The following is a 24,235-nucleotide window of genomic DNA, read 5'->3' as shown; positions in this document are numbered from 1 at the left end:
CCGGTATCGGCCGGACCGGCATTAACCTTTTCAAGGCGCTGGAACGGGCTATTCGCGATGGTTGGCACAGGCTTTGCTTCGTTTCAGGCATACCCGATCGTTCGACTACCCGGGAGGATGCGGCACCAGTCTCCGCCGCATCCTCCCACCCGGGTTTCCCGTGCAGCGCCGGGCCTTAAACCAGACCTGTCGACTGGCTTGCCTCGATGGCGGCCGAACTCGTCGAAGAAGGACCGGTCTCGACGGCCATTTTCCATGCGGGCCTTCGACAAGCTCCGTCCCCACTCAGCATCCCGTCATCCGAAGGGCCGCATCAGGACCTGGCAGGCATGAAAAAGGCGGCCCGGATGACCGAACCGCCCGCCCATTCGCTTTAGCCAGCGCTCAATTGGCCGCGGCGACGCCCTGATCGGCCATCAACTGCTGCAACTCGCCGGCCTCGTACATTTCCATCATGATGTCGCTGCCGCCGACGAATTCGCCCTTCACATAGAGCTGGGGAATGGTCGGCCAGTCGGAAAATGCCTTGATCCCCTGGCGAACCGCCTGATCCTGCAAGACGTCGACGCTTTCATAGGCGACGCCCAGATGTTCCAGGATCGCATTGGCGCGGCTGGAAAAGCCGCATTGCGGGAACAGTGGCGTGCCCTTCATGAAAAGCACGACATCATTGCCGTTGACGATCTCCGCAATCCGCTGCTGCACGGCGTCGGTCATTATCTGGGTCCATTCCTGTCAGGCGCCGCTATCAAGGCGCATTTCGTCCAATGGCCGTTAATTGGGAACGGCGGTGGTCAGTTGCAAGGCGTGGAGCACGCCGCCCATGCGGCCGCCCAGCGCGGCATAGACCGCCCGCTGCTGCGCAATGCGGCTCATGCCCCGGAAACTCTCCGCCACGACACGCGCCGCATAATGATCGCCATCACCGGCAAGGTCGGTGATCTCGACCTCCGCATCGGGGATCGCGGCGCGGATCATGTCCGCTATTTCCTCGGCTGCCATCGGCATGGCGAAAGGGTCCTGATGCTTATTGGGCTTCGATGAACATGCGGCGGGCGATGACCTGCTGCTCGTCCAATGCGGCGCGAACGCCTGCCTCGTCGATGTCGATGCCCGCCTGCGTCATGTCGCCCAGCAGCTTGCGGATCACATCCTCGTCGCCCGCTTCCTCGAAATCGGCCTGCACGACCGCCTTGGCATAGGCGTCCGTTTCCTCGGGGGTCAGGCCCATCTTCGCCGCCGCCCATTCACCGAGCAGGCGGTTGCGCCGCGCCTGGATGCGGAACTGCATCTCCTGATCGTGCGCGAACATATTTTCAAAGGCCTTTTCGCGGTCGTCGAAGGTTGTCATGCCTGTGCCCTGTAAAAGGTGAAATGGATCGTCCGATCCGAAATAGGAAGATCGGGACGCTTACGCAACGGCGGGGACGAGCCAGGGACGCGTTCCGGCGTCCTTCGCCTCGAACGCGCCGATCGCGTCCGCCTGCCCCAATGTCAGCCCGATCTCGTCCAGACCGCCGAGCAGGCAATGCTTGCGGAAGGGATCGATCTCGAACTGAAAGCGGTCCTGAAACTGTGTCGTGACGGTCTGATGCTCCAGATCGACATGGATGGGGTCCGTCCTGGCCACCTCCATCAGCCGGTCTATCGCCTCCTGCGGCAGGACGACCGTCAATATGCCGTTCTTGAAGGCATTGCCGGAGAAAATGTCCGAGAAGCTGGGCGCGATCACCACCTTGATGCCAAGGTCGGCCAGCGCCCAGGCGGCATGCTCGCGGCTGGACCCGCACCCGAAATTGTCGCCCGCGATCAGGATCGGGCTGCCCGCATAGTCGGGATCGTCGAAGACATTGCCCGGTTCCTTGCGCAGCACTTCGAAGGCGCCCTTGCCCAAGCCCGCACGGGAAATGGTCTTGAGCCAATGCGCCGGGATCACGATGTCGGTGTCGACATTCTTCATCCCGAACGGATAGGCCCGGCCGTCGACGATATTCAGCTTTTCCATCAATGCGCCTGCTTGCTCGCCGGGCGCGGCGTGTCTTCCGCGCGCCCCAGGGTCGCCGCCATGGCGGCACTTGCCAGCGCGCCCAGCGCCAGCAGCCAGAATACCTTCTTCATGCGACCGCCTCTCCCCTTTTTTCACCCATCAGTTCGCGTACGTCCGTGAGATGTCCGGTGATCGCGGCAGCGGCGGCCATGACGGGCGAGACGAGATGCGTCCGCGACCCCGGCCCCTGCCGGCCCATGAAATTGCGGTTGCTGGTGGATGCGCAGCGCTCGCCGGCGGGCACCTTGTCCGGGTTCATGCCCAGGCAGGCGGAGCAGCCCGGCTCCCGCCATTCGAAACCGGCTTCGGTGAAGATGCGGTCCAGGCCTTCGGCTTCCGCCTGGCGCTTGACCAGCCCGGAACCGGGCACGACCATGGCATGCTTGATGCCGCTGGCGATCCGGCGGCCCTTCAGCAGGCCAGCGGCGGCGCGCAGATCCTCGATCCGGCTGTTGGTGCAACTGCCGATGAAGACATGTTCGATCGCCACATCCTCCATCCGCTGTCCGGCGGAGAGGCCCATATAGTCGAGCGACTTCTGCGCGGCCGCGCGCTTGGAGGCGTCGGCAAAGCTTTCCGGATCGGGCACCACGCCAGTGACCGGCACGACATCTTCGGGGCTGGTGCCCCAGGTGACGCTCGGCACGATGTCGGCGGCGTCGATGACCACACTCTTGTCGAAAACCGCGCCTTCGTCCGTCGCCAGCGTCTTCCAATAGGCGATGGCGGCATCCCACTCCGCGCCCCTGGGGGCCATCGGGCGGCCTTCCAGATAAGCGAAAGTCTTTTCGTCAGGCGCGAACAGGCCAGAGCGCGCGCCGGCCTCGATCGACATGTTGGCGACGGTCAGCCGTCCCTCTATCGACATGTCGCGGAACACCGATCCGCGATATTCCATGACATAGCCGGTGCCGCCCGCCGTGCCGATCCGCCCGCAGATCGCCAGCGCGACATCCTTGGGCGTGACGCCATAGCCCAATTCGCCCTCGACCACGACTTCCATGGTCTTGGACTGCTTCAGGAGCAGCGTCTGGGTGGCGAGCACATGCTCGACCTCCGACGTGCCGATGCCGAAGGCCAACGCCCCCAGCGCGCCGTGCGAGCTGGTATGGCTGTCGCCGCAGACCAAAGTCGTCCCCGGCAGGGTGAAGCCCTGCTCCGGCCCGACGACATGCACGATGCCCTGTTCGGGGTCCGCATCCCCGATCAGGCGGACGCCGAATTCCGGCGCGTTCCGCTCCAGCGCCGCAAGCTGCTGCGCGCTTTCCGGATCGGCAATGGGAATGCGGCGGCCCGCGGCGTCGCGCCGCGCCGTGGTCGGCAGGTTGTGATCCGGCACCGCCAGCGTCAGTTCGGGACGGCGCACCTTGCGCCCAGCGATCCGTAGCCCCTCGAACGCCTGGGGACTCGTCACCTCATGCACGAGATGGCGATCGATGTAGATCAGGCAGGTTCCATCGGGACGGCGCTCGACGACATGCGCGTCCCAGATCTTCTCATAGAGTGTGCGGGGCTTGACCATAGTGATTTCCCCCTAGACCCAGACAGGACAGGGGAAAAGGGGAAAAGCGGCCATTTTTTGCTGACGCTGGAGATAGCCCGACCGCAGGACGCCGCGCCGACGGGTTAGCCGGAGGCGGCGTGCACGCTGGACATCGGGCTCAAATCGCCCGGTCGTCCCGCACGATGCGCCCCGCGGCGCCGAGTTCCGCTTCATGGCTTTCCTCGCGCCAGGTTTCGGCCAGCGCCGCGCTTTCCCATTCGCGCATCGCGGGCAGCGCCAGCATATGATCGACCCAGCCAAGCGCCACCGGACCGACATCGAGGCCATAGGTGCGCACCCGGAAAACGACCGGTGCATAGAAGGCGTCGGCGGCAGTGAAGGCGGGCCCGGCCAGGAACGGCCCCCCGAAGCGGGACAGCCCCTCCCCCCATAATTCGGTGAGCCGGGCGATGTTGCGGTTGAGGGAGGGAGAAGGCAGGTGCGGTTCCACCCGCACGCCGACATTCATCGGGCAATCATTGCGCAGGGCGGCGAAACCGCTGTGCATTTCCGCCACGGCCGATTGCGCCCACGCCCGCGCCGCTTCTTCCTTCGGCCAGACTTCCGCATGCCTGTCCGCGAGATAGAGCGTGATGCCCAGCGAATCCCAGACGGTCCGGTCCCCGTCGATCAGGGCAGGAACCTGGCCCGTTGGCGAAAATTCGCGGAAGGCAGCGTAGTTTTCGGCGGCGGCGAATGACGCCATCCGGTCTTCGAAGGCTATGCCCAGCGCCTTCATCAGCACCCAGGGGCGCAGCGACCAGCTCGAATAATTCCGGTTGGCGGTGACGAGGGTATAGGACATCGGCTTCTCCCGGTAGAACGGAGCGTCCGGAATAGACCTGCCTGCCGCCCTGCGAAAGCCGGAACGGGACAAGGGTTTCACAAGCTGGCCTTATGCAAAAAACGGCCCGGAGCGCGAGGCTCCGGGCCGCCAAGTCCTTCCACCCTGATCACGGGAACTGCACTCCCGCGATCCGGACCGTTCGGCAGCCTTCGGGCTGCAAACTGGTTCCCGCCGCAGCCCCTAGGCGGCGAACTGATTCATCGTGTTGTGCGCGCCGCCGGCCTTCAGCGCCGCTTCACCCGCGAAATATTCCTTATGGTCGTCGCCAATGTCCGAACCGGCCATGTTCTGATGCTTGACGCAGGCGATACCCTGGCGGATTTCCTTGCGCTGAACACCCTCGACATAGCCGAGCATGCCTGCCTCACCGAAATATTCCCTGGCAAGATTGTCGGTCGACAGAGCGGCAGTGTGATAGGTCGGCAGGGTGATGAGGTGATGGAAGATGCCGGCCCGCGCCGCCGCATCCTTCTGGAAGGTGCGGATCTTCTCATCGGCCTCGCGGCCGAGGTCCGTCGCGTCGTAATCGGCGCTCATCAGCTTCGCCCGGTCATAGGCGCTGACATCCTTGCCCTCGGCGGTCCAGGCGTCGAAGACCTGCTGGCGGAAGTTCAGCGTCCAGTTGAACGAGGGCGAGTTGTTGTAGACCAGCTTCGCATTGGGCACGACTTCGCGGATGCGGTCGACCATGCCGGCGATCTGCTCGACATGCGGCTTTTCGGTTTCGATCCACAGCAGGTCCGCGCCGTTCTGGAGCGAGGTGATGCAGTCGAGCACGACGCGGTCCTCGCCGGTTCCGGTGCGGAACTGGAAGAGGTTCGACGGCAGGCGCTTGGGACGGAACAGCTTGCCGCCGCGGGCCAGGACGACATCGCCGCGCAGGCTGCCCAAGTCGGTGACCTCCTCGACGTCGAGGAAGCTGTTATACTGGTCGCCCAGGTCGCCATCTTCCTTGCTGTAGGCGATCTGCTTGGTGAGGCCGGCGCCCAGCGAGTCGGTGCGGGCGACGATGATGCCGTCGTCGACGCCCAGCTCCAGGAAGGCGTAGCGGACCGCGCGGATCTTCGCGAGGAAGTCCTCATGCGGAACCGTGACCTTGCCGTCCTGGTGGCCGCACTGCTTTTCGTCCGAGACCTGGTTTTCGATCTGGATGCAGCAGGCGCCCGCCTCGATGAACTTCCTGGCCAGCAGGTAGGTCGCCTCGGCATTGCCGAAGCCCGCGTCGATGTCCGCGATGATCGGGACGACATGGGTTTCGTAATTGTCGATGTCATGGCTGATCTTCTGCGCCTTGACTTCGTCGCCGGCTTCACGGGCGGCGTCGAGGTCGCGGAACATCATGCCCAGTTCGCGGGCGTCGGCCTGGCGGAGGAAGGTGTAGAGTTCCTCGATCAGCGCGGGGACGCTGGTCTTCTCATGCATCGACTGGTCGGGCAGCGGGCCGAATTCGCTGCGCAGCGCGGCGACCATCCAGCCGGAGAGGTAGAGGTAGCGGCCCTTGGTCGTGCCGAAATGCTTCTTGATGCTGATCATCTTCTGCTGGCCGATGAAGCCGTGCCAGCAGCCCAGCGACTGGGTGTAGTTGGCCGGATCGGCGTCATAGGCGGCCATGTCGCGGCGCATGATGCCGGCGGTATAGCGCGCGATGTCGAGGCCGGTGTGGAAACGGTTCTGGAGACGCATGCGGGCGACCGATTCGGCCGCGATGCCGTCCCAATGGCCCTGACCCCCGATGGTGGCGCCAGCCTTGGTGATTTCCTGTTGGTAGGTCATGACAGCTCGATCCCATGAACGATGTGGTGAATGAATGGCGTTTTTCTAATCGGGCTTTCGCGGGTGCGGCAGGGGGCGTGAAGTTCAGTTGTAGAACTTTACAAGAATTGCGTGTAAAGTTGTAAAGGCTGCACAGGAGCGCTTGACGAATGGCCAAGGATCGACCGGTTTACATGGGGCCGCGGCTGCGCAGGCTGCGGCGCGAACTGGGTCTGACGCAGGCGGACATGGCGGCGGATCTGGAGATTTCCGCCAGCTATGTGGCGTTGCTGGAGCGCAACCAGCGGCCGCTGACCGCCGACATGCTGTTGCGCCTTGCCCGCACCTACAAGATGGACATGAGCGAGCTGGCGGGCGACGGCGGCGCCGAGCAGACCGCGCGATTGCAGGCGGTGCTGAGGGACCCGATGTTCGCGGACATCGACCTGCCGGTGCTGGCGACCGGGGATGTCGCGGTCAATTATCCGGGGATCACAGAGGCTTTGCTGCGGCTGCACACCGCCTATCGCGAGGAGCAACTGGCGCTGGCGGACCGGGGCGTGGAGCGGGAAGATGCCGCCGAGGCGCCCGATCCGGTGGCCGAATCGCGGCGATTCCTGGGCGCGCGGCGCAACAGCTTTCCGCTGCTGGACGATGCGGGGGAAAAGCTGGCGCAGGAGGTGGAGACGGCGGGGAGCCTGTCGGCATGGCTGAAGGCGAAGCATAATCTGCGGGTCCGGCGCCTGCCGCCCGACGTCATGGCGGGATCGATGCGGCGGCTGGACCGGCACCGCGACGCGGTGCTGCTGGACGACGCGCTGGACGGGGCGAGCACCCAGTTCCAACTGGCGTTGCAGATCGCCTATCTGGAGATGCGCCGCGATTTCGACGCGGTGCTGAAGGACGGCCAGTTCGCGAGCGAGAGCGGGCGGCGGCTGACCCGCAGGGCGCTGGCCAGCTATGGCGCGGCGGCGATCCTGATGCCCTATACCGCCTTCGCCAAGGCGGTGGAGGCGCGGCGTTACGATGTGGAGGCGCTGGCCCGGCAGTTCGGCGCGAGCTTCGAGCAAACCGCACATCGCCTCACCACGCTGCAAAAGCCGGGGCAGGAGCGCGTTCCCTTCTTCTTCCTGCGCGTCGACCATGCGGGCAATGTCAGCAAGCGGCTGGACAGCGCGGGCTTTCCCTTTGCCCGCCATGGCGGCTCCTGCCCGCTCTGGTCGGTGCATCATGCGTTCGAGCGGCCCAGGGAATTGCTGACGCAATGGCTGGAACTGCCCGACGGGCAACGATTCTTTTCCATCGCGCGGACGGTGACGGCGGGCGGCGGCGGCTGGGGCGCGCCGAAGATCGAGCGGGCGATCGCGCTATGCTGCGCGGCGGAGCACGCCCATCGGCTGATCTACACGACCGGCGAGGCCACGCCCGAACCCACGCCGATCGGCGTCACCTGCCGCCTGTGCCATCGCAGCCAGTGCATGGCGCGATCCGCCCCGCCCATCGGGCGCGACATGCTGCCAGAGGATTTCCGGCGAACCCACGCGCCCTTCGGTTTCGCCGACGGTTGAGCGCGGCGGCGGCGGATCGTGGCGGGTCCGGCTGACCTGCGCCGGACCCGTCCGCCCCTTTTTGGCTTCAGCGCGGATCAGGCCCGCGCACATCGTCCTGCCTCAGCCGCGAGACCGAAGGCGCCATGCGGTGATCGACCGGCTCATGCACCAGATCGTCGAACAGCGCGCGATAATGGATCATGGCGCGACGCAGATCTTCGGTATCCGCGTCGCCCCGCGCATGGCGCAGGGCGATGTCATGGGCCGCGCGATAATTCTGGACGACTTCGGGATGGTCCACCGACAGGTCGGCCGAACGCTGCTCGAAGTCCACGACGGGATAGCCGCGCACCTCCATCACCTCGGCCAGCAGCACATCGGCCCGCGAGACCGCGCCCTGCGGGTCGTCGACGAACTGCGCCTGCACCCGCACCCAGGCGTCGGTGAAGGCATCGGCCTGTTGCGGCGAAAGCGGACGGATGGGGAAGGCGGCGACGCGCTTCTCACGCTGTTGCAGTTCCGCCTCCGCCTTGCGCGCGCTGCCGGTCATTTCCACGGTCCGGCCATATTCCGGGCCGAACCGGGCGCGCAGATCGGCGCGGCGGCGATGGGCGATGGCCATGACGGCGACCGCCACGACAAGAACAAGCGCCAGAAGCGCCAGGCCGACTTCCAGCGGGGTCAGAGTGACCATGACATCTCTCTCCTCCACGGCCTTCGCAAAGCCGCTGTCGACGCCCGCCGCCTGCACGGGATCAACCTGTTTTGCCGGGCTTTGTTCCGGGGTCGAGAGAGGCGCCGATGGCCCCGGAAAGCTAACCCTCCATAAGATCGAGATAAGCCACCACATCATTGTCCGTGGCAAGGAAAAGGCCGTCCTGCACATCCTGCGGCTGCTGCTCCGCGATGCGCAGGGCTTCGCTCAACGGGCCGTAAAAGAGCGTCGTCGCCGCGCCGCCGCCGTCAGCGTCGCTAAGATGATAGAGGCGGACGGTGGCCGAGTTGTAGGTGGTGCGCATGGGCGGGGATTATCGGCGTGGCGGTCAGGCCATGCAAGTCGGATCGGATGCATTTCGGGGTGAGAAGCAACCTTTGCTCCTCAGATCGCAACCCGCCAGCCGTCGAGCGGCTGAATGGTGGCGCAGGACGGGCCGTCATCCCTGGCGCGGCCGGGCAAGTGACATTCCAGCGCCGCAGGCGGCGCCGCCTGTTCCAGAAGATCATGAGAAATATCGTGAACGTCGATCTTGGCACGGCGGCTCCACGGTGACGCAGGATCGCCGGCCTGACCGCCGACGGCGATATAGACGAAGCGACGCTCCGGACCTTCCCGGCGGACGAACTCGCCGCTGAGCTTCGGCCCCGGCGCGAGCTGGACCGGCACATCGAAGCGAAGGGCTTCGTTGCGCGCGACCACCGGGCCTACCGGCGCACCCTTTCTGTCTTGCAGGCTATAGGTGACATCCGGAACCGGATTGTCGATCACCAGACGGAGAATGATCGTCCGCTTCGCCATGATCGCTTGCCCTCCAATCGCTTCGGAAAGGGTCAAGCTTATAGGAGAATGCGAGCCGATAGCGGAATTTGGCGCCGTCAGCGGCGATCGGTGATCCTGATGCCGGCTGCCAGACGGTTCGGGCCGATCTTCACCGCGTCGTCGGTGAAATTGGCGACGAAGCTGCTGTTGCGCTGCAACCCCGGCACGAAGGAGGCGCGGTTGTTCGCGATGGAGAGGTTCGTGCTGTCCTGCTCCCTCCCCTCCGGCGCCACGGTGATGAAGGCGCTGTAATTGTCCTTGTCGCGGCCCTGCACCATTTCATTGCCGCTGATCGTCCCGCTCGCGCCGTTGGAAAGGTCGATCATATAGTTGGTGAGCCGCCCGCCGCTGTCGTCGAAGCTGTTGTCGGTGATAATGACGCGGGGCGTGCGGGTTTTCAGATAATGACCGCCATCGCCCTGGTCGAAGCGGGACCGGGTGACGGTCAGGCTGCCGTAGCGGCCCGCATAGATGCCGTGGGCGCAGGCGAGGTCGCGGTCGCAGCGCCCCAGATGGCGGAAGGTCGACCTGTCGATGCTGATCGCGTTGCCCGGCGCGTCGCCCGTCAAAATGCCTTCCTCGCTGTTGCGGAACAGGCTGTTGGCGACGGTCAGGTTGCCGCTTTCCAGCCGGATGCCCGCGCCATTGCCATCGGGCACGCGCAGATTCTGGAAGATGAGGCCGTCTATGGTGCTCGACCGGCCGCGCAGCACCAGCGCCGCCTTCTGCTCGCAGGCCACGCCGTCGAGGATGGCGGTGCCCGGCTTCTGCGCGCGGATGGTGACGTCGCCGCCCTGCTGCACCGCGCATTGCGCATAGCTGCCCGGCGCCACCAGCACCGTGCCGCGGCCATTGCCGATCGCCCTGATCGCGTCCCCCAGCGTCGCATAGCTTCGCCCGCTTTCCGCCACGGTGAAGGGCGACGTCACCCCCTGCGCCAGCGCGGTTGCCGTCACGGCGGCGGATACAAGCAGGAGAGTCGAAAAAAGGCGCATATCCAAGGATATAGAGGAGCGCCTTTCTGCGGCCAATGCGGAGTCATGGTTAATGAAATATTGTTCCGCTATGGGACAGCGGGGAAAGGCCTCCTTGCGCCTGACCGGGTTCCCGCGATTCCGCGACTTTGAGCGGTCCCCGCACATGCCGCATCATGACGGTTGGCGCGGGCGCGGTTGCGGGTTAAGCCTTGTCCGGACATGGTTTCCGCCCCTTCCCGTCCCTTTCCCGCCTGGCTGACCCTTTGCGGAGCCGCCCTGATGGCGGCGATGACGGGCGGCTGCTCTGACGAGGGGAGCGGACCGGTGACGGTCAGCGTGATCGGCAGCCCCGCCGATTTCGCCACGCCCCTGGAGAATCTGCCGGACCCCGGATCGAAGCTGTTCCTGGAAACCACCGCGCAGGGGCTGGTGGCGTTCGATGCCGGCGGCGAGATCCTGCCCGCCCTCGCCCAGCGCTGGATCGTGGAGGACGATGGCCGCAGCTATATCTTCCGCCTGCGCCGCGCCTTCTGGCCCGATGGCAGCAAGGTGCTGGCGAAGGATGTCGGGCGGCTGTTGACCGCGCGGATAGAGGCGCTGCGCCGGCTGGACCCCGCCGGGCCGCTGGACGCCGTGCAGGACGTGGTGGCGATGACGGGCGAGGTGATCGAGATCAGGCTGGCGGCGCCGCGCCCCTATGTGTTGCAGATGCTGGCCCAGCCGCAGATGGCGATCCTGTCGCGGGAGGGGGGAACCGGCCCCTATCGGCGGGAGAAGCGGGGCGGCGTTCCGGGGAAGGCGCTGGTGCTGACGCCGGTGGAGCGGGCCACGAACGAATCCGGCGACGAACTGCCGGTGCCCGCCTGGCAGACCCGGATCGTCCGGGCGGAGCGGGCGGCGCTCGCCATCACCCGTTTCCAGCAGGGCAAGGCCGCGCTTGTGCTGGGCGGACGTTTTTCCGACCTGCCGCTGCTGGTGCCGGCGGGGGTCGACCGCGACGATGTGCGGATCGATCCGGTGCAGGGGCTGCTGGGACTGGCGGTGACGGGCCGGAGCGGGGCGAGCGGCAAGCTGCTGGAGGATGACGGCGTGCGGCGGGCGATCAACATGGCGATCGACCGCAGCCGCCTGCCGGTGATGTTCCCCGTCGGCGGCTGGGCCACGACGGAGCAGATCGTGCCGGGCCAGCTCGACCTGCCCGCGCCGCCCGCCGTGCCGGATTGGTCCCGCCTGTCGCAGGATGAACGCTGGGCGCAGGGACAGGCGGTCATGAAGCGCTGGCGCAGCGAGCATGGCGATCCGCCGGCGTTGCGCGTGGCACTGCCCAGGGGGCCGGGCTCCACCCTGCTGTTCGGGCTGGTGCGGCATGACCTGGGCATGATCGGCCTGGCTGTCGAGCGGGTCGACATGGCGGCCGATGCCGATCTGCGGCTGGTCGACGAGGTTGCGGCCTATGACAGCGCGCTCTGGTATCTGGGGCGGATCGGCTGCGCCCGGAAGGTGCATTGCTCGGCGGAGGCGGAGGCGCAATTGCAGGCGGCGAGCCTTTCCGCCAGCCTGGACGAGCGCATGGCCCGCGTGGCGCGGGCGGAGGCGCTGATGCAGGCGCATAACGGCTTCATCGCGCTGGGCGCGCCGGTGCGCTGGTCGCTGGTGGCGCGGCGGCTGACCGGCTTCATGGCTTCGCCCCGGGCGCGGCACCCATTGAACCATCTGTTCAGGAGCACCAACTAGAGCATCGAAAGCCGATGCTTGGAGGACGGATGATGGCGATTTCGCAGGACCAGTTCGACCGGATCGTGCGCGACATGCCCGGATTCGGCCGCGATCCGGCTTCGGTGCGCAGGCGGATCGAGATGATGGAGGCGATGCTGGAGGGGCTGTTCGTCCTTCCCGGCACCAACCGGCGGGTCGGGCTGGACAGTCTGGTGGGGCTGATCCCCGTGGTGGGCGATTTCGCCACGGCCGCCATGGGGGCGTGGATCGTGTGGGAAGCGCGGAACCTGGGCATGTCGAAATGGCAGCTCACGCGCATGGCGGCCAATGTCGGCTTCGATACGTTGATCGGTGCCATTCCCTTTGCCGGGGATGTTTTCGATTTCTTCTACAAGTCGAATACGAAGAATCTGCGCATCATCCGCAACCATCTGGACCGGCATCATCCATCGACGGTGATCGTAGAGGGTTAGGCTGTATCGACATGCAGCCCTGGCGGCCTGCAAATGCGCCCAGCGGCGGGCAAGCGCCGGGGCGCATGCGCGACTTCAGGCAAAGGCAAAATCGAGGCCGATGTCGGCGGCGGGGGCCGACTGGGTGAGGCGGCCGACGCTGATATAGGTGACGCCGGTTTCCGCCCTGGCGCGGATGGTGTCGAGCGTGACGCCGCCCGATGCTTCGGTGGGGACGCGGCCGCCGACCAGCGTGACCGCCCCGCGCAGGGTGGGCGCGTCCATATTGTCGAGCAGGAGGTGCGTGGCCCCGGCGGCGAGCGCGGGTTCGATCTGGTCGACGCGGTCCACCTCCACGATGATGCTGGCGATTCCGGCGGCGGCGGCGCGGCGGACGGCCTCCTCCACCGATCCGGCGACGGCGACGTGATTGTCCTTGATCATCGCCGCGTCCCACAGGCCCATGCGGTGATTGGTCGCGCCGCCCATGCGCGTTGCATATTTCTCCAGCACGCGAAGGCCCGGAATGGTCTTGCGCGTGTCGAGCAGCGTCGCGCCGGTGCCGAGGATCGCGTCGACATAGGCGCGGGTCATGGTCGCGATGCCGGTCAGGTGCTGGACGGTGTTGAGGGCGGACCGCTCGGCCGTCAGCATGGCGCGGGCCTTGCCGCGAATGCGCATGATGTCGGTGCCGGCCGCCACGCGATCGCCGTCCTCCTTCAGCAGTTCGATCTCCACAGCCGGATCGAGCGCGCGGAAGAAGGCGGCGGCGATCGGCAGGCCCGCCAGCGTCACGGCGTCGCGGCTGTCCATCACCCCGTCGAAGATCGCGTCGGCGGGGATCACCGCCTCGCTGGTGACGTCGCGGCCATCGGGGCCAAGGTCTTCCGCCAGGGTGGAGGCGATGAAGGCGTCAAGATCGAAGCCGGGGAGAGCGAAGGTCATGCTGCCGCCAGCCTTTTTGCGATCATTTCCATCATGGCTGCCTGCTCGCTGCCGGCCGGGAACGTCCAGAAGTCATGCTTGCGCCGCGGCCATGGCCAGTCGCGGCGCAGAATGCCGCGCAACCGCTTGTCCGATATATGGTGGCGGCGCGCGACTTCCACGGCCGTGACCATCCGTTCCATCAGCGCGTGCCCAAATCGCCCTGCCCGACCGTGCCGCTCGCCATTTCGAGCATGCGGTCGAGGCTCTTCTTGGCGGCGAGGCGCAGCCCCTCCTCCATCTCGATGCGCGGCTGGAGGTCGCGCAGCGCCAGATAGAGCTTCTCCATCGTGTTGAGCGCCATATAGGGGCAGATGTTGCAGTTGCAGTTGCCGTCCGCGCCGGGCGCGCCGATGAAATTCTTTTCCGGCACCGCCTTCTGCATCTGGTGGATGATATGCGGTTCGGTGGCGACGATCAGCGTGTCGCCGGGCATGGTCTTGGAAAATTCCAATATGCCGCTGGTCGAGCCGATATAATCGGCATGGTCGACGATATGGGGCGGGCATTCCGGGTGCGCGGCGACAGGAGCGCCGGGATGCTGGGCCTTGAGCTTCAGCAGTTCCGTCTCGCTGAACGCCTCATGCACGATGCAGACGCCCGGCCAGAGCAGCATGTCGCGGCCCAGCTTGCGCTTCAGATAGCCGCCCAGATGCTTGTCGGGGCCGAAGATGATCTTCTGATCCTTCGGAATCTGCGCCAGGATCTTTTCCGCCGAGGAGGAGGTGACGATGATGTCGGAAAGCGCCTTCACCTCCGCCGAGCAGTTGATGTAGCTGAGCGCGATATGGTCGGGATGCGCCTCCCGAAAGGCCTTGAACTGGGCGGGCGGGCAACTGTCCTCCAGACTGCATCCCGCATCCATGTCCGGCAGCACCACGATCTTTTCCGGCGAGAGGATCTTCGCCGTTTCCGCCATGAAGCGCACGCCGCAGAAGGCGATGACATCGGCGTCCGTCTCCGCCGCCTTGCGCGAGAGTTCCAGCGAATCGCCCACGAAATCGGACAGGTCCTGGATCTCCGGCTTCTGGTAATAATGGCCGAGGATGACGGCGTTGCGTTCCTTGCGCAGCCGGTCGATCTCCGCGCGCAGGTCGATCCCCTGCGGGATTCCGGTGATGGCGTTCATGTCCCTACCCTGCTCCTTGAAGGGCCTTCATCCAGCGCCCCCTAACGGGCGTTGCGGCTGTTGGCCAGTACATCGTTGATGGGCGTCGTCACATCCCATCGATCCCGGTTGCGGTCGGCGCGTTCCGGCGGGAAGGTGACGATCACCCGCGCGTCGCCATAGCCCAGCGCCCCCAGCGGCGCGCCGAGCAGCCTGCCGAGCGCGGCGCGGCCATAATCGCGCGCCTGCGCCATGCGTTCGGGCGAGCGCGCTTCCCTGTCCGCGCGTCCCTGCGCGTGGAGCGAGGTGCGGCGGCTGAGTTCCTCCCCCGCCTGCCGGGTCACGAACAGGCCGTTGGTCTGCACCAGCGTCCGGCGGCTTTCGTCGATATTGGGCCGCCCCGGCTTCACGTCCGGCGCGTTGACGATGAGCGTCCGGTTCTTTTCATTCCATTCCAGATCGCCGGCGCCGATGCCGCCGACGTCGATGAAATAGGCGACCGAAAAGGGCATCTTCACCAGCTGGTCCGACTTCAGCAGCCCGAAGCCGCGCACATCCTGCGCCGTGCTCTGTATCGTGCCGGACAGTTCCGACACCTTGAGGCTGGAAGCGCCCGCGAAACGTTCCGCGATGACCCTGGTGACGGCCGAGCCGTCCTCCTCCACCGTCACCGCATAGTCGCGTTCATAGCGGTGCCAGCCGACCAGCATGGCCGCCCCTGCGGCGAGCAGGGCCAGGACGGCCAGGACGGGGCCGGCGAAGCGCTTCAGCGCAACTGCCATCGTCCGTCCCCCGTCGCGGCGGCGATGCCGCGCCCGTCGAGGTCGATGAGATGCGCCAGCACCGAACGCCCCGCGGCGCTGTGCAGCCGGGGATCGACGCCCCTGTACATTTCCGTGACCATGGCGGGGATTTCCGATGCGCCGTTGCGTTCCAGAAAGCGCAATATCTGGCCTTCGCGCTGCTTTCGGTGGCCCATCATGCCGCGCACCAGCCGCTGCGGATTGTCGACCGCGTCGCCATGGGCCGGATAATAGACCGCGTCGGTCCGGTCGAGCAGCCGCTGCATCGAGGCCATATAGGCGGTCATGTCTCCGTCCGGCGGGGAAACCACGCTGGTGGACCAGCCCATCACATGATCGCCGGTGAACAGGGCATTTTCCTCCGCCAGCGCGAAGCAGAGATGGTTGGAGGTGTGGCCCGGCGTCGCGACGGCCGTCAGCGTCCAGCCCCGGCCGCCAAGCTGTTCGCCATCCGCCAGCACCCGGTCCGGACGATAGGCGGCGTCGAAGGCGGCATCGGCGCGGGGTCCGTCGTCGTCCAGCGTCAGCGGCGCGCAGCCGACGACCGGAGCGCCGGTCCGGGCGCTGAGCGGCGCGGCGGCCGGGCTGTGGTCGCGATGGGTGTGGGTGCAGAGGATCGCGCTGACCGGACGCCCGCCGATCGCGTCGAGCAGCGCGGCCAGATGCGCCGCGTCGTCGGGGCCGGGATCGATGACCGCCACATCCTGCGCGCCCACCAGATAGGTCTGCGTGCCCGTATAGGTGAAGGGCGAGGGATTGGGCGCGAGCACGCGACCCACCAGCGGAGAAAGCCGCATCAGCGCGCCGGTGGGCAGGTCGGCCGGATCGAAGGGTGTTGCCATGTCCGATCCCATGTGCCCATTTCCGGGCGGTTTTCAAGGGCGATCCCCTGCCCTATCATGGCGCCATGGCGGCTTCGGACGATCTTTGCGAACAGTGGCGGCGGCATCTGGCGCTGGACCGGCGGCGGTCGGTGCATACGGTGCGCGCCTATGTGGCGACCGCCGAACGGTTGCTGGCCTTCCTGGAGGAGCATCGCGGCGAAGCGGTGACGGCGGCCATGCTGGCGGGCATCGAACAGGCCGATCTGCGCGCTTTCCTGACGGTGCGGCGGATGGACGGCATCGGCAACGTCTCGGCGGCGCGGGAATTGTCGGCGGTGCGCGGTTTCCTGCGGTTCGTGGGCGGCGAGGATGCCCGCGTCCCGATGCTGAAGGGGCCGCGGGTGAAGCGCGGCCTGCCCCGCCCCGTGTCGCCCGACGAGGCCGTGGCGCTGGCCGGGGACATAGCCGAAACCGCGCGGGAGCCGTGGATCGGCGCGCGGGACTGGGCGGTGCTGCTGCTGCTTTACGGGGCGGGACTGCGCATCGGGGAGGCGATGGGATTGACCGGCGCGGTGCTGCCCCTGGGGAAAACCCTGCGCGTCACGGGCAAGCGGGGCAAGACCCGGATCGTGCCGTTACTGCCGCAGGTGCGGGAGGCGATGGAAGCCTATATGTCGCTCTGTCCCTTTGGGCAGGAGAAGGACGGGCCGCTGTTCCGGGGCGCGCGGGGCGGGCCGCTTTCGCCGGCGCTCATCCGCCGCGCCGTGCAGGGCGCGAGGGGACGGCTGGGCCTGTCGGACCGGACGACGCCCCATGCGCTGCGCCACAGTTTCGCGACGCATCTGCTGGGGCGCGGGGCGGACCTGCGGTCGTTGCAGGAATTGCTGGGCCATGCCAGCCTGTCCTCGACGCAGATCTATACGCAGGTCGACGCGGCGCATCTGCTGGATATTTATCGCAATGCCCATCCCCGGGCGTGAAGCCGTTTCCTCGTCCGGACCGGGTTCCTGCCTGCGCGGGGGCATGACGATCCGGGATCACCCCCTCGGCTTCCAGGTGGCCAGCCGCCAGAGATAGAAGAGGACCGCCCCTACCACGCAGGCGGTCGCCACGGGTCCGACATATTTGTCGATGTCGCGGAAATTCTGGCCCAATATATAGCCTGCATAGGCAAGGACGATGTTCCACACCAGCGCCCCGCCGCTGGTCCAGAGCAGGAAGCGGACATGCCCCATGCGGAACAGGCCGGCGGGCAGCGAGATCATCGTGCGGAAGGCGGGCATGAAGCGGAAGACGAACACCACGATCTGCCCATATTTGCCGAAGATATGGTCGAGCGCCTCGACATCCTTCCACTCCAGCGTCGCCCAGCGGCCATAGCGGTCGACGATCGGCTTCAACCGGCCGAAGCCCAGCCGGTGGCCGATCATATACCAGAAATAATTGCCGATGGTGGTCCCGACGGTGCCCGCGAACAGCAGCCATCCCATCTCCATCCGGCCCTGTCCGACGCGGATGCCGCCAATGCCCATGATGAGTTCGGACGGGATCGGCGGGAAGACATTTTCCAGCACCATCAGGACGAATATGCCCCAATAGCCGCCCGCATCGATCAGGCGGAGAACCCAGTCGGTCATCCGATCGCCCATCCCGTCGCGCGGTCGGCCCTGCCGCATGGCGTCCCCGCCCCGGCCGGGATGACGCCATATCGATTCAAGCGGCTGCCCGCGCCGCCAGCCGGGCGTCGATCGCGTCCCAGATCATCCCGCCGGTGTCCGTGCCGTTGAAGGCGTCGATGGAGACGATGCCGGTCGGGGACGTCACGTTGATTTCCGTCAGCCATTCGCCGCCGATCACGTCGATGCCGACGAACAGCAGGCCGCGCCGCCTGAGTTCCGGACCCAGCGCTTCGCAGATTTCCAGTTCGCGTTCGGTCAGCACCGTCTTCGCGGCCGAACCGCCCACGGCGAGGTTGGAGCGGATCTCGCCCGCGCCGGGAATGCGGTTGACCGCGCCCGCGACTTCGCCGTCGACCAGCACGATCCGCTTGTCGCCTTCCGCGACGCCGGGGATGAAGGCCTGCACCATGAAGGGTTCGACCCAGGAGGATTTGAACAGTTCCACCAGCGCGGAGAGATTCGCGCCGGACCGCCCGACATGGAAGACGGCATTGCCCGCATTGCCGTAGAGCGGCTTCACCACGACTTCGCCATGCTGGGCGAGGAAGGACTTCACCTCCTCCAGGTCGCGGGTGATCATCGTCGGCGGCATGAAGCGCGCATAGTCGAGCACGAACAGCTTTTCCGGCGCATTGCGGACGGAGGCGGGATCGTTCACCACCAGCGTTTCTTCCTGCACGCGCTCCAGCAGGTGCGTGGCGGTGATGTAGCTGAGGTCGAAGGGCGGGTCCTGCCGCATCAGGACCACGTCGACGTCCCGGCCAAGGTCCAGCACCTCCGCCTCCCCGAAGGCGAAATGATCGCCCTCCACCTTCTGCACCCGAACCGGGCGCGCCCGCGCCAGTACGCGGCCGTCGCGATAGGTGAGGTCCGGGGCGAGATAATGATAGAGCCGGTGTCCCCGCGCCTGCGCCGCCAGCATGATGTGGAAGGTCGAATCGCCGCCGATCCTGATGCCCTCCATCGGGTCCATCTGCACGGCGACGGTGAGCGGGTTGAGTTCGGTCGTCATCGACTTGCTTTTCCTACCGTTCGGGTTGGGCCTGTCGAAGCCCATCCCTTTCCTGAAGAGAAGTTTCGCCGTTGAGCAAGCTCGGCCTTCGGGTCGACAGGCTCAGGGCGAACGGAACGGGAGGATCGGTTCAACCTACCCCCCGTGCCAGACATTGGCCAGATGGCGCGGCGGGCGGCCCGGCGCAAGGAGCATCACGTCGATTCGCATGTCGTCGCCCGGTTTTGCAAGGTCGTGGAACAGGATTTCCGCCGCCGCCGCGACGCGGGAGAGGCGGCGTTCGTCTATGGCGAGGTGAAGATCGGCATCCGTCGCCCTTGCCTTGACCTCGACGAAGGCCAGCATCCTGCCGCGCCGGGCGACGAGGTCGACCTCCCCCGCGGGCGTGCGCAGGCGGCGGCCGACGATCTGCCAGCCCTTGAGCCGCAGCCACCAGCCGGCGATGCGCTCCGCCTGTTTTCCGCGCTTTTCGGCTGCCCAGCGCTTTACCCCCCGAATTCCCGTCACCCCCTGAGTTCCAGCGCGCGATCATAGAGGGCGCGGCGATCGAGACCGAGCTTCTTCGCGACCTCCCCAGCCGCCTTGGACAGGGGGAGGCGTTCCATCGCCTCCAGCAGCGCCGCGTCGGCATCCTCGGCGCTGGCGGGCGGCGCCTCGCCGGGGGGGCCGACGGTGACGACGATCTCCCCCCTGGGCGGGGCGTCGGCATAGCGGGCGGAGAGTTCGCTCAGCGTGCCCGTGGCGGTTTCCTCGAAGGCCTTGCTGATCTCCCGCGAGACGGCGGCTTCGCGGTCGCCCAGATGCTCCGCCATGGCGGCAAGGCTTTCCGACAGGCGCGGGCCGCTTTCGTAGAAGACGAGCGTGGCGCGCAGGGCAGCGACTTCGGCGAGGACGTCGCCCCGCGCCTTCTGCTTCGACGGCAGGAAGCCCATGAAGAGGAAGCGGTCGGTGGGCAGGCCCGACAGGGTGAGCGCGGCGATGGCGGCGCTGGGGCCGGGCAGCGTCGTGATCCTGCGTCCGGCGGCGCGGGCGTCGCGCACCAGCTTGTAGCCCGGATCGGAGATCAGCGGGGTTCCCGCGTCCGAGAGAAGCGCCACCGATTCGCGCGCCATCCGCTCGATCAGGCGGGTCCGCACCCCCTCCGCACTGTGGTCGTGATAGGGGACCATCGGCCGGTCGGACCCGGCATGGCGCAGCAGCCGTGCGCTGACCCGTGTATCTTCCACGGCGATCACATCGGCCAGACGCAGGACTTCGGCCGCGCGGGGGGTTAGGTCTGCAAGGTTGCCGATCGGCCCCGCAACGATGTAAAGGCCCGGTTCAAGCCTAGACGGTTCAGTTTCCATAAGGATGCCAGATGACAGAGACGGATGCCCCCCGGCAAGCGGACTTGTTCGCTTCGATGCGACGCGCCGGGCGGATTTTGTTCGCCGCGACGGCTTTGCTGGTCGCCGCCTGTCAGTCGATCGTGCCCAAGGGCCCCGGTCCGGCGCAGCCCAGCGGGCCGGTGCAGACGGGCCCCGACGTCACCGAAGGCCTGCCCACCGACACGCTGCGCCATCGCGTCGCGCTGCTGGTGCCGATGAGCGGTCCCAATGCCGGGGTCGGCCAGTCGATCGCCAATGCGACCACCCTGGCGCTGCTGGACACCAAGGCCGACAAGGTGCGCATCACCACCTACGACACCGGGGTCGGCGCGGCGGCGGCGGCGAACAAGGCGCTGGCGGACGGCAACAAGCTGATCCTGGGGCCGTTGCTGGCGGAGGATGCGCGGATCGTCGGCCCCATCGCGGCGCGGGCCAATGTGCCGGTGATCAGCTTCTCCAACGACACCAGCGTGGCCGGGAACGGCGTCTACATCATGGGCTACAACCCCAACCAGTCGATCGAACGGGTGGTGGAATTCGCCAGGGGCAAGGGCCTGTCCAAATTCGCCGCGCTGGTGCCCAAGGGAACCTATGGCGAGCGGTCGGGCACCGCCCTGTTGCGCGCGGTCGAGGGTGCGGGCGGAACCGTGGTGTCGATGCAGACCTTCGACCGCAGCCCCGCCTCCATCACGGCGGCGGTCAGGAAATTGCAGGCGTCCTCCAGCTATGACGCGCTGCTGATCGCGGACAGCGGCCGGGTGGCGGTGCAGGTCGCGCCGATCGTGCGGAAGAATGGCGGCGCGACGGCGCGGCTGCTGGGCACCGAATTGTGGAATACGGACAGCGGCCTGGCGTCCAGCCCGGTGCTGCGCGGCGCCTGGTTCGCCAGCGTGTCGGATGGCCTCTACCGCCAGCTCGCGACCAAATATCGGGCGCGCTACGGCAATGCGCCGTTCCGATTGTCGGCGCTCGGCTATGACGCGGTGCTGCTGACCGTGCGGATCGCGCGCGACTGGAAGCCGGGGACGACCTTCCCGGCGGCGCGGCTGCGCGATGCGGGGGGCTTTGCCGGGATCGACGGCGCGTTCCGCTTCGGCCGGGACGGCATTGCGGAACGGGCGCTGGAAGTATCGGAGATCGGCGCGGGCACCTTCACGGTCGTCGCGCCCGCGCCACGCGCCTTTGCCGAATAGCGTGCCGCGTGCTCCTGCAACGGCGGGAGCACGCCGCAGATGACGGTCAGGACGCGGTTCGCCCGGTCGGCAGGATCAATGGCCAGTCGCCGTCCGTTTCTATGCGCGCCGAAATGCCGTACACTTTGGCGAGATTCCCCGCCGTCAGCACGTCCAGCGGCGCGCCGTCGGCCACCGGCGAGCCGCGATCCATCAGGACCAGCCGGTCGCAATAGCGCGCCGCCATGCCCAGGTCGTGCAGCACGGTGACGACCAGCGATCCCGCCCGCGCCTCTGCCCTGAGCAGGTCCATGACGTCGATCTGATGCCCCGGATCGAGCGCGGCCAAGGGCTCGTCCGCGATCAGCGCGGGCGCGCCGACCGCCAGCGCCCGGGCCAGCAGCACGCGGGCGCGCTCGCCACCCGACAATTCGGTCGCCACCCTGCCCTTCAGATGCAGTGCGTCGGCGCGCATCAGGGCGGCGTCGATCAGCGCCTCATCCTCCACGGAAAGGCGGGACAGCGGCCCCAGATGCGGCAGGCGGCCCAGCGCCACCAGCCGCTCCACCGCCAGCGGCCAGTGCAGCGTCTGTCCCTGCGGCAGATAGGCGATGCGCCGGGCGATCTGCTGCCGGCTGAGCCGCGCGCTATCGGCGCCGTCGATCAGGACGGAGCCGTTTTCCCGTTTCACAAGGCCCAGCATGGCGCGGATCAGCGTCGACTTCCCTGCGCCATTGGGACCGATGATGCCGACCAGCTCGCCCGGCCCGAGCGCAAGATCGACGCCGCTTACCGCCGGATGGCGGCCCAGCCTGACGGAAAGCCCCTGTGCGCGGATCGTCACCATAGCCGCCTCTCCCGCATCAGATGCATCAGGAACACCGGAACGCCCAGCAGCGCCGTCAGCACCCCCAGCTTGAGTTCGCTGCCGGTCGGTATCAGCCGCACGCCGATGTCCGCCAGCGTCAGCAGCGCCGCGCCGCCCAGCATGGAGGGCAGCAATATGGCGGAGGGGGAGCGGTCGGTCAGCGGCCGCACCAGATGCGGCACGATCAGGCCGACGAAGCCGATCGCCCCGGACACCGCCACCGCGCCGCCGACGCCGATGGCGACGCCCAGCATCAGGCGGATGCGCGCCCGGCGAAGGTCGATGCCGAGCGCCTGCGCCCCATCCTCCCCCAGCGTCAGCGCGTCCAGCGTCCGTCCGTCCGCGATCAGCAGCGCCGCCCCCACCACGACGCAGGGCAGCGCGATCCAGACATGGCCGTAGGCGCGGTTTTCCAGGCTGCCCATCAGCCAGCTCATGATCTCCATGGCGGCGAAGGGATTGGGCGACAGGTTCAGCGACAGGCTGATCCCCGCCCCCGCCAGCGTCGCGATGGCGATGCCGGCGAGGATCAGCGTGAGCGGGCTTTCCGCGGGGCCCGCGAGCAGGAACAGCGCGGCGATGCCGATCAGGCCGGTCATGATGGCCAGCGCGGGAAGCGCCAGCGGATGCGCCTGCGCCAGCCCGAAATAGAGCGCGCCGACCGCGCCCAGCGCGGCGCAGTTGGATGCCCCCAGGACCGAAGGTTCGGCCAGCGGGTTGCGCAGATAGCCCTGAAGCGCCGCGCCCGCCAGCCCGAGCATCGCGCCGACGATCAGGCCAAGCAGCATGCGGGGCAGGCGCAGGTCGAGAAGGATGGCGCGGGCGACGTCATCGCCGCCGCCGCCGAGGACGGCGAAGATGCGCGCCGGGGAGAGCGGAACCGCGCCCAGAGTGAGGGAAGCAAGGGCGGCCAGCAGCGCCATCGCCGTCAGCGTGGGGATCAGCAGCGGGTGACGGCGGGCGCTCATGGCTTGCGCGTCCTTCCCTGCTTGCTACAGCGTGCCGTGCTCCTGCGAAGGCGGGAGCACGTTGGTTTGTTGAGGCACGATCCGGGAGCAGCAGCGTGCGGTGCAGAATGATCTTTACAACGTTCTGCGCCCTGGCCCTGACCGGCGCGGCGCCCGCCCAACCCCGGCGCATCGTGTCGCTCAACACCTGCGCCGACCAATATGTGCTCGCTCTGGCGGACCCGGCGCAGATCGCCGCGCTCAGCCCCTATGGGCACGACCCGGAACTGTCGGCGGCGGTCGGCAGGGCCCGCGCCTTCCGCACCCTCAAGCGCCCGGCGGAGGAAGTGCTGGCGATCCGCCCCGACCTGCTGATCGGCTTTCCTTCCGGCGGCAGCGTCGTCGGCGCGCCGCCGGGCCAGTGGCGGACCCTGGGGCTGGCGAGCGCGGACAGCTATGCCATGATCCTGACGCAGATCCGGCAGGTGGCGGCGGCGGTCGGCCATCCCGAACGGGGCGAAGCGATGATCGCCCGGATGAACAGCGACCTTGCCGCCCTGCCCCGCCCGAAGCGTCGCGGGGTTGCCGCCTATTATCAGCGGCGCGGCTATATGACCGGCACCGGCACGCTGGTCGACGACCTGATGCAGCGGGTGGGCCTGATCAATCTGGCCCGCAGGCTGGGCAAGCCGGCGCTGTCGCAACTGTCGCTGGAGGAGATGATCGCCGCCCGTCCGGACTGGCTGATCGTGGAGACCGGCAGCGAGAAGGTGGTCGATCAGGGGACGGAAATGCTGCACCACCCCATCCTGCGCGCCATCCCGCGCATCCGCGTGCCGCAGGCGTGGACGGTGTGCGGCGGCCCCGCCTATGTCGAGGCGGCGCGGGGCATCGCAGCGCAGCTTGACGGCGCTGCGCACAAGGGCACAGCGCAGCTTGACGGCGCTGTGCACCAAGGCACGGCGCAGCTTGACGGCGCTGCGCGCAAGGGCACGGCGCAGCGCAAGGGCGCGGCGCGGGTGAACGCCGCGCCGCGCCACTAGGCTATTT

The 24,235-nt window shown here is 67.3% G+C and carries 28 protein-coding genes; 6 read left to right on the top strand and 22 right to left on the bottom strand.

The window, feature by feature from the left end:
- Positions 1 to 384: 384 nt before the first annotated feature.
- The 7 genes from grxD to K7W03_RS01785 all read right to left on the bottom strand — a co-directional run bounded on the left by grxD (position 385) and on the right by K7W03_RS01785 (position 6,210).
- A complete protein-coding gene (grxD, locus tag K7W03_RS01815) occupies positions 385 to 717 on the bottom strand; it encodes a Grx4 family monothiol glutaredoxin (protein WP_222885396.1) in 333 nt (110 codons plus the stop codon).
- Between the two features lie 57 nt (positions 718 to 774).
- Complete coding sequence (locus K7W03_RS01810) at positions 775 to 1,008, bottom strand: BolA/IbaG family iron-sulfur metabolism protein (RefSeq protein ID WP_025546986.1); 234 nt, start codon at positions 1,006 to 1,008, stop codon at positions 775 to 777.
- A gap of 19 nt (positions 1,009 to 1,027) precedes the next feature.
- Positions 1,028 to 1,351, bottom strand: a complete 324-nt coding sequence (locus K7W03_RS01805) for a DUF1476 domain-containing protein (RefSeq protein WP_025546988.1) — start codon at positions 1,349 to 1,351, stop codon at positions 1,028 to 1,030.
- A 60-nt stretch (positions 1,352 to 1,411) separates the two neighbouring features.
- Positions 1,412 to 2,005, bottom strand: coding sequence for a 3-isopropylmalate dehydratase small subunit (gene leuD / locus K7W03_RS01800; RefSeq protein ID WP_048575443.1), 594 nt, complete (start codon positions 2,003 to 2,005; stop codon positions 1,412 to 1,414).
- Between the two features lie 109 nt (positions 2,006 to 2,114).
- Positions 2,115 to 3,569: a 3-isopropylmalate dehydratase large subunit gene (gene leuC / locus K7W03_RS01795; RefSeq protein ID WP_103001903.1), complete on the bottom strand. Its 1,455-nt coding sequence runs from the start codon at positions 3,567 to 3,569 to the stop codon at positions 2,115 to 2,117.
- Between the two features lie 139 nt (positions 3,570 to 3,708).
- Positions 3,709 to 4,395 (bottom strand): glutathione S-transferase family protein, encoded by a 687-nt coding sequence (locus K7W03_RS01790; protein WP_222885395.1) that lies wholly within the window; start codon positions 4,393 to 4,395, stop codon positions 3,709 to 3,711.
- Positions 4,396 to 4,617: 222 nt separating this feature from the next.
- On the bottom strand, positions 4,618 to 6,210 hold the full coding sequence (locus K7W03_RS01785; RefSeq protein ID WP_025546991.1) for an isocitrate lyase: 1,593 nt from the start codon (positions 6,208 to 6,210) through the stop codon (positions 4,618 to 4,620).
- Between the two features lie 149 nt (positions 6,211 to 6,359).
- Here K7W03_RS01785 and K7W03_RS01780 point away from each other — a divergent pair, with 149 nt between their 5' ends.
- Positions 6,360 to 7,757: a helix-turn-helix domain-containing protein gene (locus K7W03_RS01780; RefSeq protein ID WP_222885394.1), complete on the top strand. Its 1,398-nt coding sequence runs from the start codon at positions 6,360 to 6,362 to the stop codon at positions 7,755 to 7,757.
- A 67-nt stretch (positions 7,758 to 7,824) separates the two neighbouring features.
- Here the strand turns inward: K7W03_RS01780 and K7W03_RS01775 are convergent, their stop codons facing one another.
- The 4 genes from K7W03_RS01775 to K7W03_RS01760 all read right to left on the bottom strand — a co-directional run bounded on the left by K7W03_RS01775 (position 7,825) and on the right by K7W03_RS01760 (position 10,271).
- Positions 7,825 to 8,433 carry a hypothetical protein gene (locus tag K7W03_RS01775; protein ID WP_222885393.1) on the bottom strand — a complete coding sequence of 203 codons (609 nt, stop codon included), beginning with the start codon at positions 8,431 to 8,433 and terminating at the stop codon, positions 7,825 to 7,827.
- A 121-nt stretch (positions 8,434 to 8,554) separates the two neighbouring features.
- Positions 8,555 to 8,758 (bottom strand): hypothetical protein, encoded by a 204-nt coding sequence (locus tag K7W03_RS01770; protein WP_025546994.1) that lies wholly within the window; start codon positions 8,756 to 8,758, stop codon positions 8,555 to 8,557.
- Positions 8,759 to 8,838: 80 nt separating this feature from the next.
- The gene (locus K7W03_RS01765) at positions 8,839 to 9,255 is read right to left on the bottom strand and encodes a DUF5990 family protein (protein ID WP_222885392.1); all 417 of its coding nucleotides are present in this window, start codon (positions 9,253 to 9,255) and stop codon (positions 8,839 to 8,841) included.
- Between the two features lie 77 nt (positions 9,256 to 9,332).
- Positions 9,333 to 10,271: a right-handed parallel beta-helix repeat-containing protein gene (locus K7W03_RS01760; protein WP_048575448.1), complete on the bottom strand. Its 939-nt coding sequence runs from the start codon at positions 10,269 to 10,271 to the stop codon at positions 9,333 to 9,335.
- Positions 10,272 to 10,472: 201 nt separating this feature from the next.
- On the opposite strand from K7W03_RS01760, the gene K7W03_RS01755 reads away from it, so the two are divergent.
- Positions 10,473 to 11,987, top strand: a complete 1,515-nt coding sequence (locus K7W03_RS01755; RefSeq protein ID WP_020821201.1) for an ABC transporter substrate-binding protein — start codon at positions 10,473 to 10,475, stop codon at positions 11,985 to 11,987.
- Between the two features lie 32 nt (positions 11,988 to 12,019).
- On the top strand, positions 12,020 to 12,442 hold the full coding sequence (locus K7W03_RS01750) for a DUF4112 domain-containing protein (protein ID WP_025547000.1): 423 nt from the start codon (positions 12,020 to 12,022) through the stop codon (positions 12,440 to 12,442).
- Between the two features lie 75 nt (positions 12,443 to 12,517).
- Here the strand turns inward: K7W03_RS01750 and nadC are convergent, their stop codons facing one another.
- The 5 genes from nadC to K7W03_RS01725 are packed head-to-tail and all read right to left on the bottom strand — an operon-like array spanning position 12,518 to position 16,158.
- A complete protein-coding gene (gene nadC, locus K7W03_RS01745) occupies positions 12,518 to 13,366 on the bottom strand; it encodes a carboxylating nicotinate-nucleotide diphosphorylase (RefSeq protein ID WP_222885391.1) in 849 nt (282 codons plus the stop codon).
- Positions 13,363 to 13,548 (bottom strand): hypothetical protein, encoded by a 186-nt coding sequence (locus K7W03_RS01740; RefSeq protein WP_025547004.1) that lies wholly within the window; start codon positions 13,546 to 13,548, stop codon positions 13,363 to 13,365. The genes nadC and K7W03_RS01740 overlap by 4 nt, the downstream gene beginning before the upstream one ends.
- Positions 13,548 to 14,534 carry a quinolinate synthase NadA gene (gene nadA, locus K7W03_RS01735; RefSeq protein WP_044660157.1) on the bottom strand — a complete coding sequence of 329 codons (987 nt, stop codon included), beginning with the start codon at positions 14,532 to 14,534 and terminating at the stop codon, positions 13,548 to 13,550. Before nadA ends, K7W03_RS01740 begins: the two co-directional genes overlap by 1 nt.
- A 41-nt stretch (positions 14,535 to 14,575) precedes the next feature.
- Positions 14,576 to 15,295, bottom strand: coding sequence for a DUF4230 domain-containing protein (locus K7W03_RS01730; RefSeq protein WP_222885390.1), 720 nt, complete (start codon positions 15,293 to 15,295; stop codon positions 14,576 to 14,578).
- Positions 15,280 to 16,158 (bottom strand): MBL fold metallo-hydrolase, encoded by an 879-nt coding sequence (locus K7W03_RS01725; RefSeq protein ID WP_226869624.1) that lies wholly within the window; start codon positions 16,156 to 16,158, stop codon positions 15,280 to 15,282. Before K7W03_RS01725 ends, K7W03_RS01730 begins: the two co-directional genes overlap by 16 nt.
- A 65-nt stretch (positions 16,159 to 16,223) precedes the next feature.
- Here K7W03_RS01725 and K7W03_RS01720 point away from each other — a divergent pair, with 65 nt between their 5' ends.
- Positions 16,224 to 17,120, top strand: coding sequence for a tyrosine recombinase XerC (locus K7W03_RS01720; RefSeq protein WP_222885442.1), 897 nt, complete (start codon positions 16,224 to 16,226; stop codon positions 17,118 to 17,120).
- Positions 17,121 to 17,177: 57 nt separating this feature from the next.
- Here the strand turns inward: K7W03_RS01720 and K7W03_RS01715 are convergent, their stop codons facing one another.
- The 4 genes from K7W03_RS01715 to rsmI all read right to left on the bottom strand — a co-directional run bounded on the left by K7W03_RS01715 (position 17,178) and on the right by rsmI (position 20,177).
- Complete coding sequence (locus tag K7W03_RS01715; protein ID WP_025547012.1) at positions 17,178 to 17,777, bottom strand: DedA family protein; 600 nt, start codon at positions 17,775 to 17,777, stop codon at positions 17,178 to 17,180.
- Positions 17,778 to 17,853: 76 nt separating this feature from the next.
- Positions 17,854 to 18,831, bottom strand: a complete 978-nt coding sequence (gene gshB, locus K7W03_RS01710) for a glutathione synthase (protein ID WP_025547014.1) — start codon at positions 18,829 to 18,831, stop codon at positions 17,854 to 17,856.
- Positions 18,832 to 18,966: 135 nt separating this feature from the next.
- Positions 18,967 to 19,338, bottom strand: coding sequence for a YraN family protein (locus tag K7W03_RS01705; RefSeq protein WP_319024281.1), 372 nt, complete (start codon positions 19,336 to 19,338; stop codon positions 18,967 to 18,969).
- Positions 19,335 to 20,177 (bottom strand): 16S rRNA (cytidine(1402)-2'-O)-methyltransferase, encoded by an 843-nt coding sequence (rsmI, locus tag K7W03_RS01700; RefSeq protein ID WP_222885388.1) that lies wholly within the window; start codon positions 20,175 to 20,177, stop codon positions 19,335 to 19,337. Before rsmI ends, K7W03_RS01705 begins: the two co-directional genes overlap by 4 nt.
- 11 nt (positions 20,178 to 20,188) lie before the next feature.
- Between rsmI and K7W03_RS01695 the strand changes: the two genes are divergently transcribed.
- Positions 20,189 to 21,391 (top strand): penicillin-binding protein activator, encoded by a 1,203-nt coding sequence (locus tag K7W03_RS01695; RefSeq protein ID WP_025547021.1) that lies wholly within the window; start codon positions 20,189 to 20,191, stop codon positions 21,389 to 21,391.
- A gap of 46 nt (positions 21,392 to 21,437) precedes the next feature.
- Here the strand turns inward: K7W03_RS01695 and K7W03_RS01690 are convergent, their stop codons facing one another.
- On the bottom strand, positions 21,438 to 22,217 hold the full coding sequence (locus K7W03_RS01690) for an ABC transporter ATP-binding protein (protein WP_025547022.1): 780 nt from the start codon (positions 22,215 to 22,217) through the stop codon (positions 21,438 to 21,440).
- Positions 22,211 to 23,206, bottom strand: coding sequence for a FecCD family ABC transporter permease (locus K7W03_RS01685; protein WP_222885387.1), 996 nt, complete (start codon positions 23,204 to 23,206; stop codon positions 22,211 to 22,213). Before K7W03_RS01685 ends, K7W03_RS01690 begins: the two co-directional genes overlap by 7 nt.
- Before the next feature lie 107 nt (positions 23,207 to 23,313).
- Here K7W03_RS01685 and K7W03_RS01680 point away from each other — a divergent pair, with 107 nt between their 5' ends.
- Positions 23,314 to 24,228 carry an ABC transporter substrate-binding protein gene (locus K7W03_RS01680; RefSeq protein WP_222885386.1) on the top strand — a complete coding sequence of 305 codons (915 nt, stop codon included), beginning with the start codon at positions 23,314 to 23,316 and terminating at the stop codon, positions 24,226 to 24,228.
- The last annotated feature ends 7 nt before the right edge of the window (positions 24,229 to 24,235 follow it).

Origin of the sequence: Sphingobium sp. PNB (genome assembly GCF_019873065.1) — a bacterium.
Taxonomy (GTDB): Bacteria; Pseudomonadota; Alphaproteobacteria; order Sphingomonadales; family Sphingomonadaceae; genus Sphingobium; species Sphingobium fuliginis.
Note: the sequence above shows the minus strand (reverse complement) of the source record. Positions and strands in the feature narration are given on the sequence as shown.

Excerpts from the sequence above, each read along its gene's own strand:
- grxD (WP_222885396.1), bottom strand. The coding sequence starts at position 717 with ATGACCGACGCCGTGCAGCAGCGGATTGCGGAGATCGTCAACGGCAAT.
- K7W03_RS01810 (WP_025546986.1), bottom strand. The coding sequence starts at position 1,008 with ATGCCGATGGCAGCCGAGGAAATAGCGGACATGATCCGCGCCGCGATC.
- K7W03_RS01805 (WP_025546988.1), bottom strand. The coding sequence starts at position 1,351 with ATGACAACCTTCGACGACCGCGAAAAGGCCTTTGAAAATATGTTCGCG.
- leuD (WP_048575443.1), bottom strand. The coding sequence starts at position 2,005 with ATGGAAAAGCTGAATATCGTCGACGGCCGGGCCTATCCGTTCGGGATG.
- leuC (WP_103001903.1), bottom strand. The coding sequence starts at position 3,569 with ATGGTCAAGCCCCGCACACTCTATGAGAAGATCTGGGACGCGCATGTC.
- K7W03_RS01790 (WP_222885395.1), bottom strand. The coding sequence starts at position 4,395 with ATGTCCTATACCCTCGTCACCGCCAACCGGAATTATTCGAGCTGGTCG.
- K7W03_RS01785 (WP_025546991.1), bottom strand. The coding sequence starts at position 6,210 with ATGACCTACCAACAGGAAATCACCAAGGCTGGCGCCACCATCGGGGGT.
- K7W03_RS01780 (WP_222885394.1), top strand. The coding sequence starts at position 6,360 with ATGGCCAAGGATCGACCGGTTTACATGGGGCCGCGGCTGCGCAGGCTG.
- K7W03_RS01775 (WP_222885393.1), bottom strand. The coding sequence starts at position 8,433 with ATGGTCACTCTGACCCCGCTGGAAGTCGGCCTGGCGCTTCTGGCGCTT.
- K7W03_RS01770 (WP_025546994.1), bottom strand. The coding sequence starts at position 8,758 with ATGCGCACCACCTACAACTCGGCCACCGTCCGCCTCTATCATCTTAGC.
- K7W03_RS01765 (WP_222885392.1), bottom strand. The coding sequence starts at position 9,255 with ATGGCGAAGCGGACGATCATTCTCCGTCTGGTGATCGACAATCCGGTT.
- K7W03_RS01760 (WP_048575448.1), bottom strand. The coding sequence starts at position 10,271 with ATGCGCCTTTTTTCGACTCTCCTGCTTGTATCCGCCGCCGTGACGGCA.
- K7W03_RS01755 (WP_020821201.1), top strand. The coding sequence starts at position 10,473 with ATGGTTTCCGCCCCTTCCCGTCCCTTTCCCGCCTGGCTGACCCTTTGC.
- K7W03_RS01750 (WP_025547000.1), top strand. The coding sequence starts at position 12,020 with ATGGCGATTTCGCAGGACCAGTTCGACCGGATCGTGCGCGACATGCCC.
- nadC (WP_222885391.1), bottom strand. The coding sequence starts at position 13,366 with ATGACCTTCGCTCTCCCCGGCTTCGATCTTGACGCCTTCATCGCCTCC.
- K7W03_RS01740 (WP_025547004.1), bottom strand. The coding sequence starts at position 13,548 with ATGGAACGGATGGTCACGGCCGTGGAAGTCGCGCGCCGCCACCATATA.
- nadA (WP_044660157.1), bottom strand. The coding sequence starts at position 14,534 with ATGAACGCCATCACCGGAATCCCGCAGGGGATCGACCTGCGCGCGGAG.
- K7W03_RS01730 (WP_222885390.1), bottom strand. The coding sequence starts at position 15,295 with ATGGCAGTTGCGCTGAAGCGCTTCGCCGGCCCCGTCCTGGCCGTCCTG.
- K7W03_RS01725 (WP_226869624.1), bottom strand. The coding sequence starts at position 16,158 with ATGGCAACACCCTTCGATCCGGCCGACCTGCCCACCGGCGCGCTGATG.
- K7W03_RS01720 (WP_222885442.1), top strand. The coding sequence starts at position 16,224 with ATGGCGGCTTCGGACGATCTTTGCGAACAGTGGCGGCGGCATCTGGCG.
- K7W03_RS01715 (WP_025547012.1), bottom strand. The coding sequence starts at position 17,777 with ATGACCGACTGGGTTCTCCGCCTGATCGATGCGGGCGGCTATTGGGGC.
- gshB (WP_025547014.1), bottom strand. The coding sequence starts at position 18,831 with ATGACGACCGAACTCAACCCGCTCACCGTCGCCGTGCAGATGGACCCG.
- rsmI (WP_222885388.1), bottom strand. The coding sequence starts at position 20,177 with ATGGAAACTGAACCGTCTAGGCTTGAACCGGGCCTTTACATCGTTGCG.
- K7W03_RS01695 (WP_025547021.1), top strand. The coding sequence starts at position 20,189 with ATGACAGAGACGGATGCCCCCCGGCAAGCGGACTTGTTCGCTTCGATG.
- K7W03_RS01690 (WP_025547022.1), bottom strand. The coding sequence starts at position 22,217 with ATGGTGACGATCCGCGCACAGGGGCTTTCCGTCAGGCTGGGCCGCCAT.
- K7W03_RS01685 (WP_222885387.1), bottom strand. The coding sequence starts at position 23,206 with ATGAGCGCCCGCCGTCACCCGCTGCTGATCCCCACGCTGACGGCGATG.
- K7W03_RS01680 (WP_222885386.1), top strand. The coding sequence starts at position 23,314 with ATGATCTTTACAACGTTCTGCGCCCTGGCCCTGACCGGCGCGGCGCCC.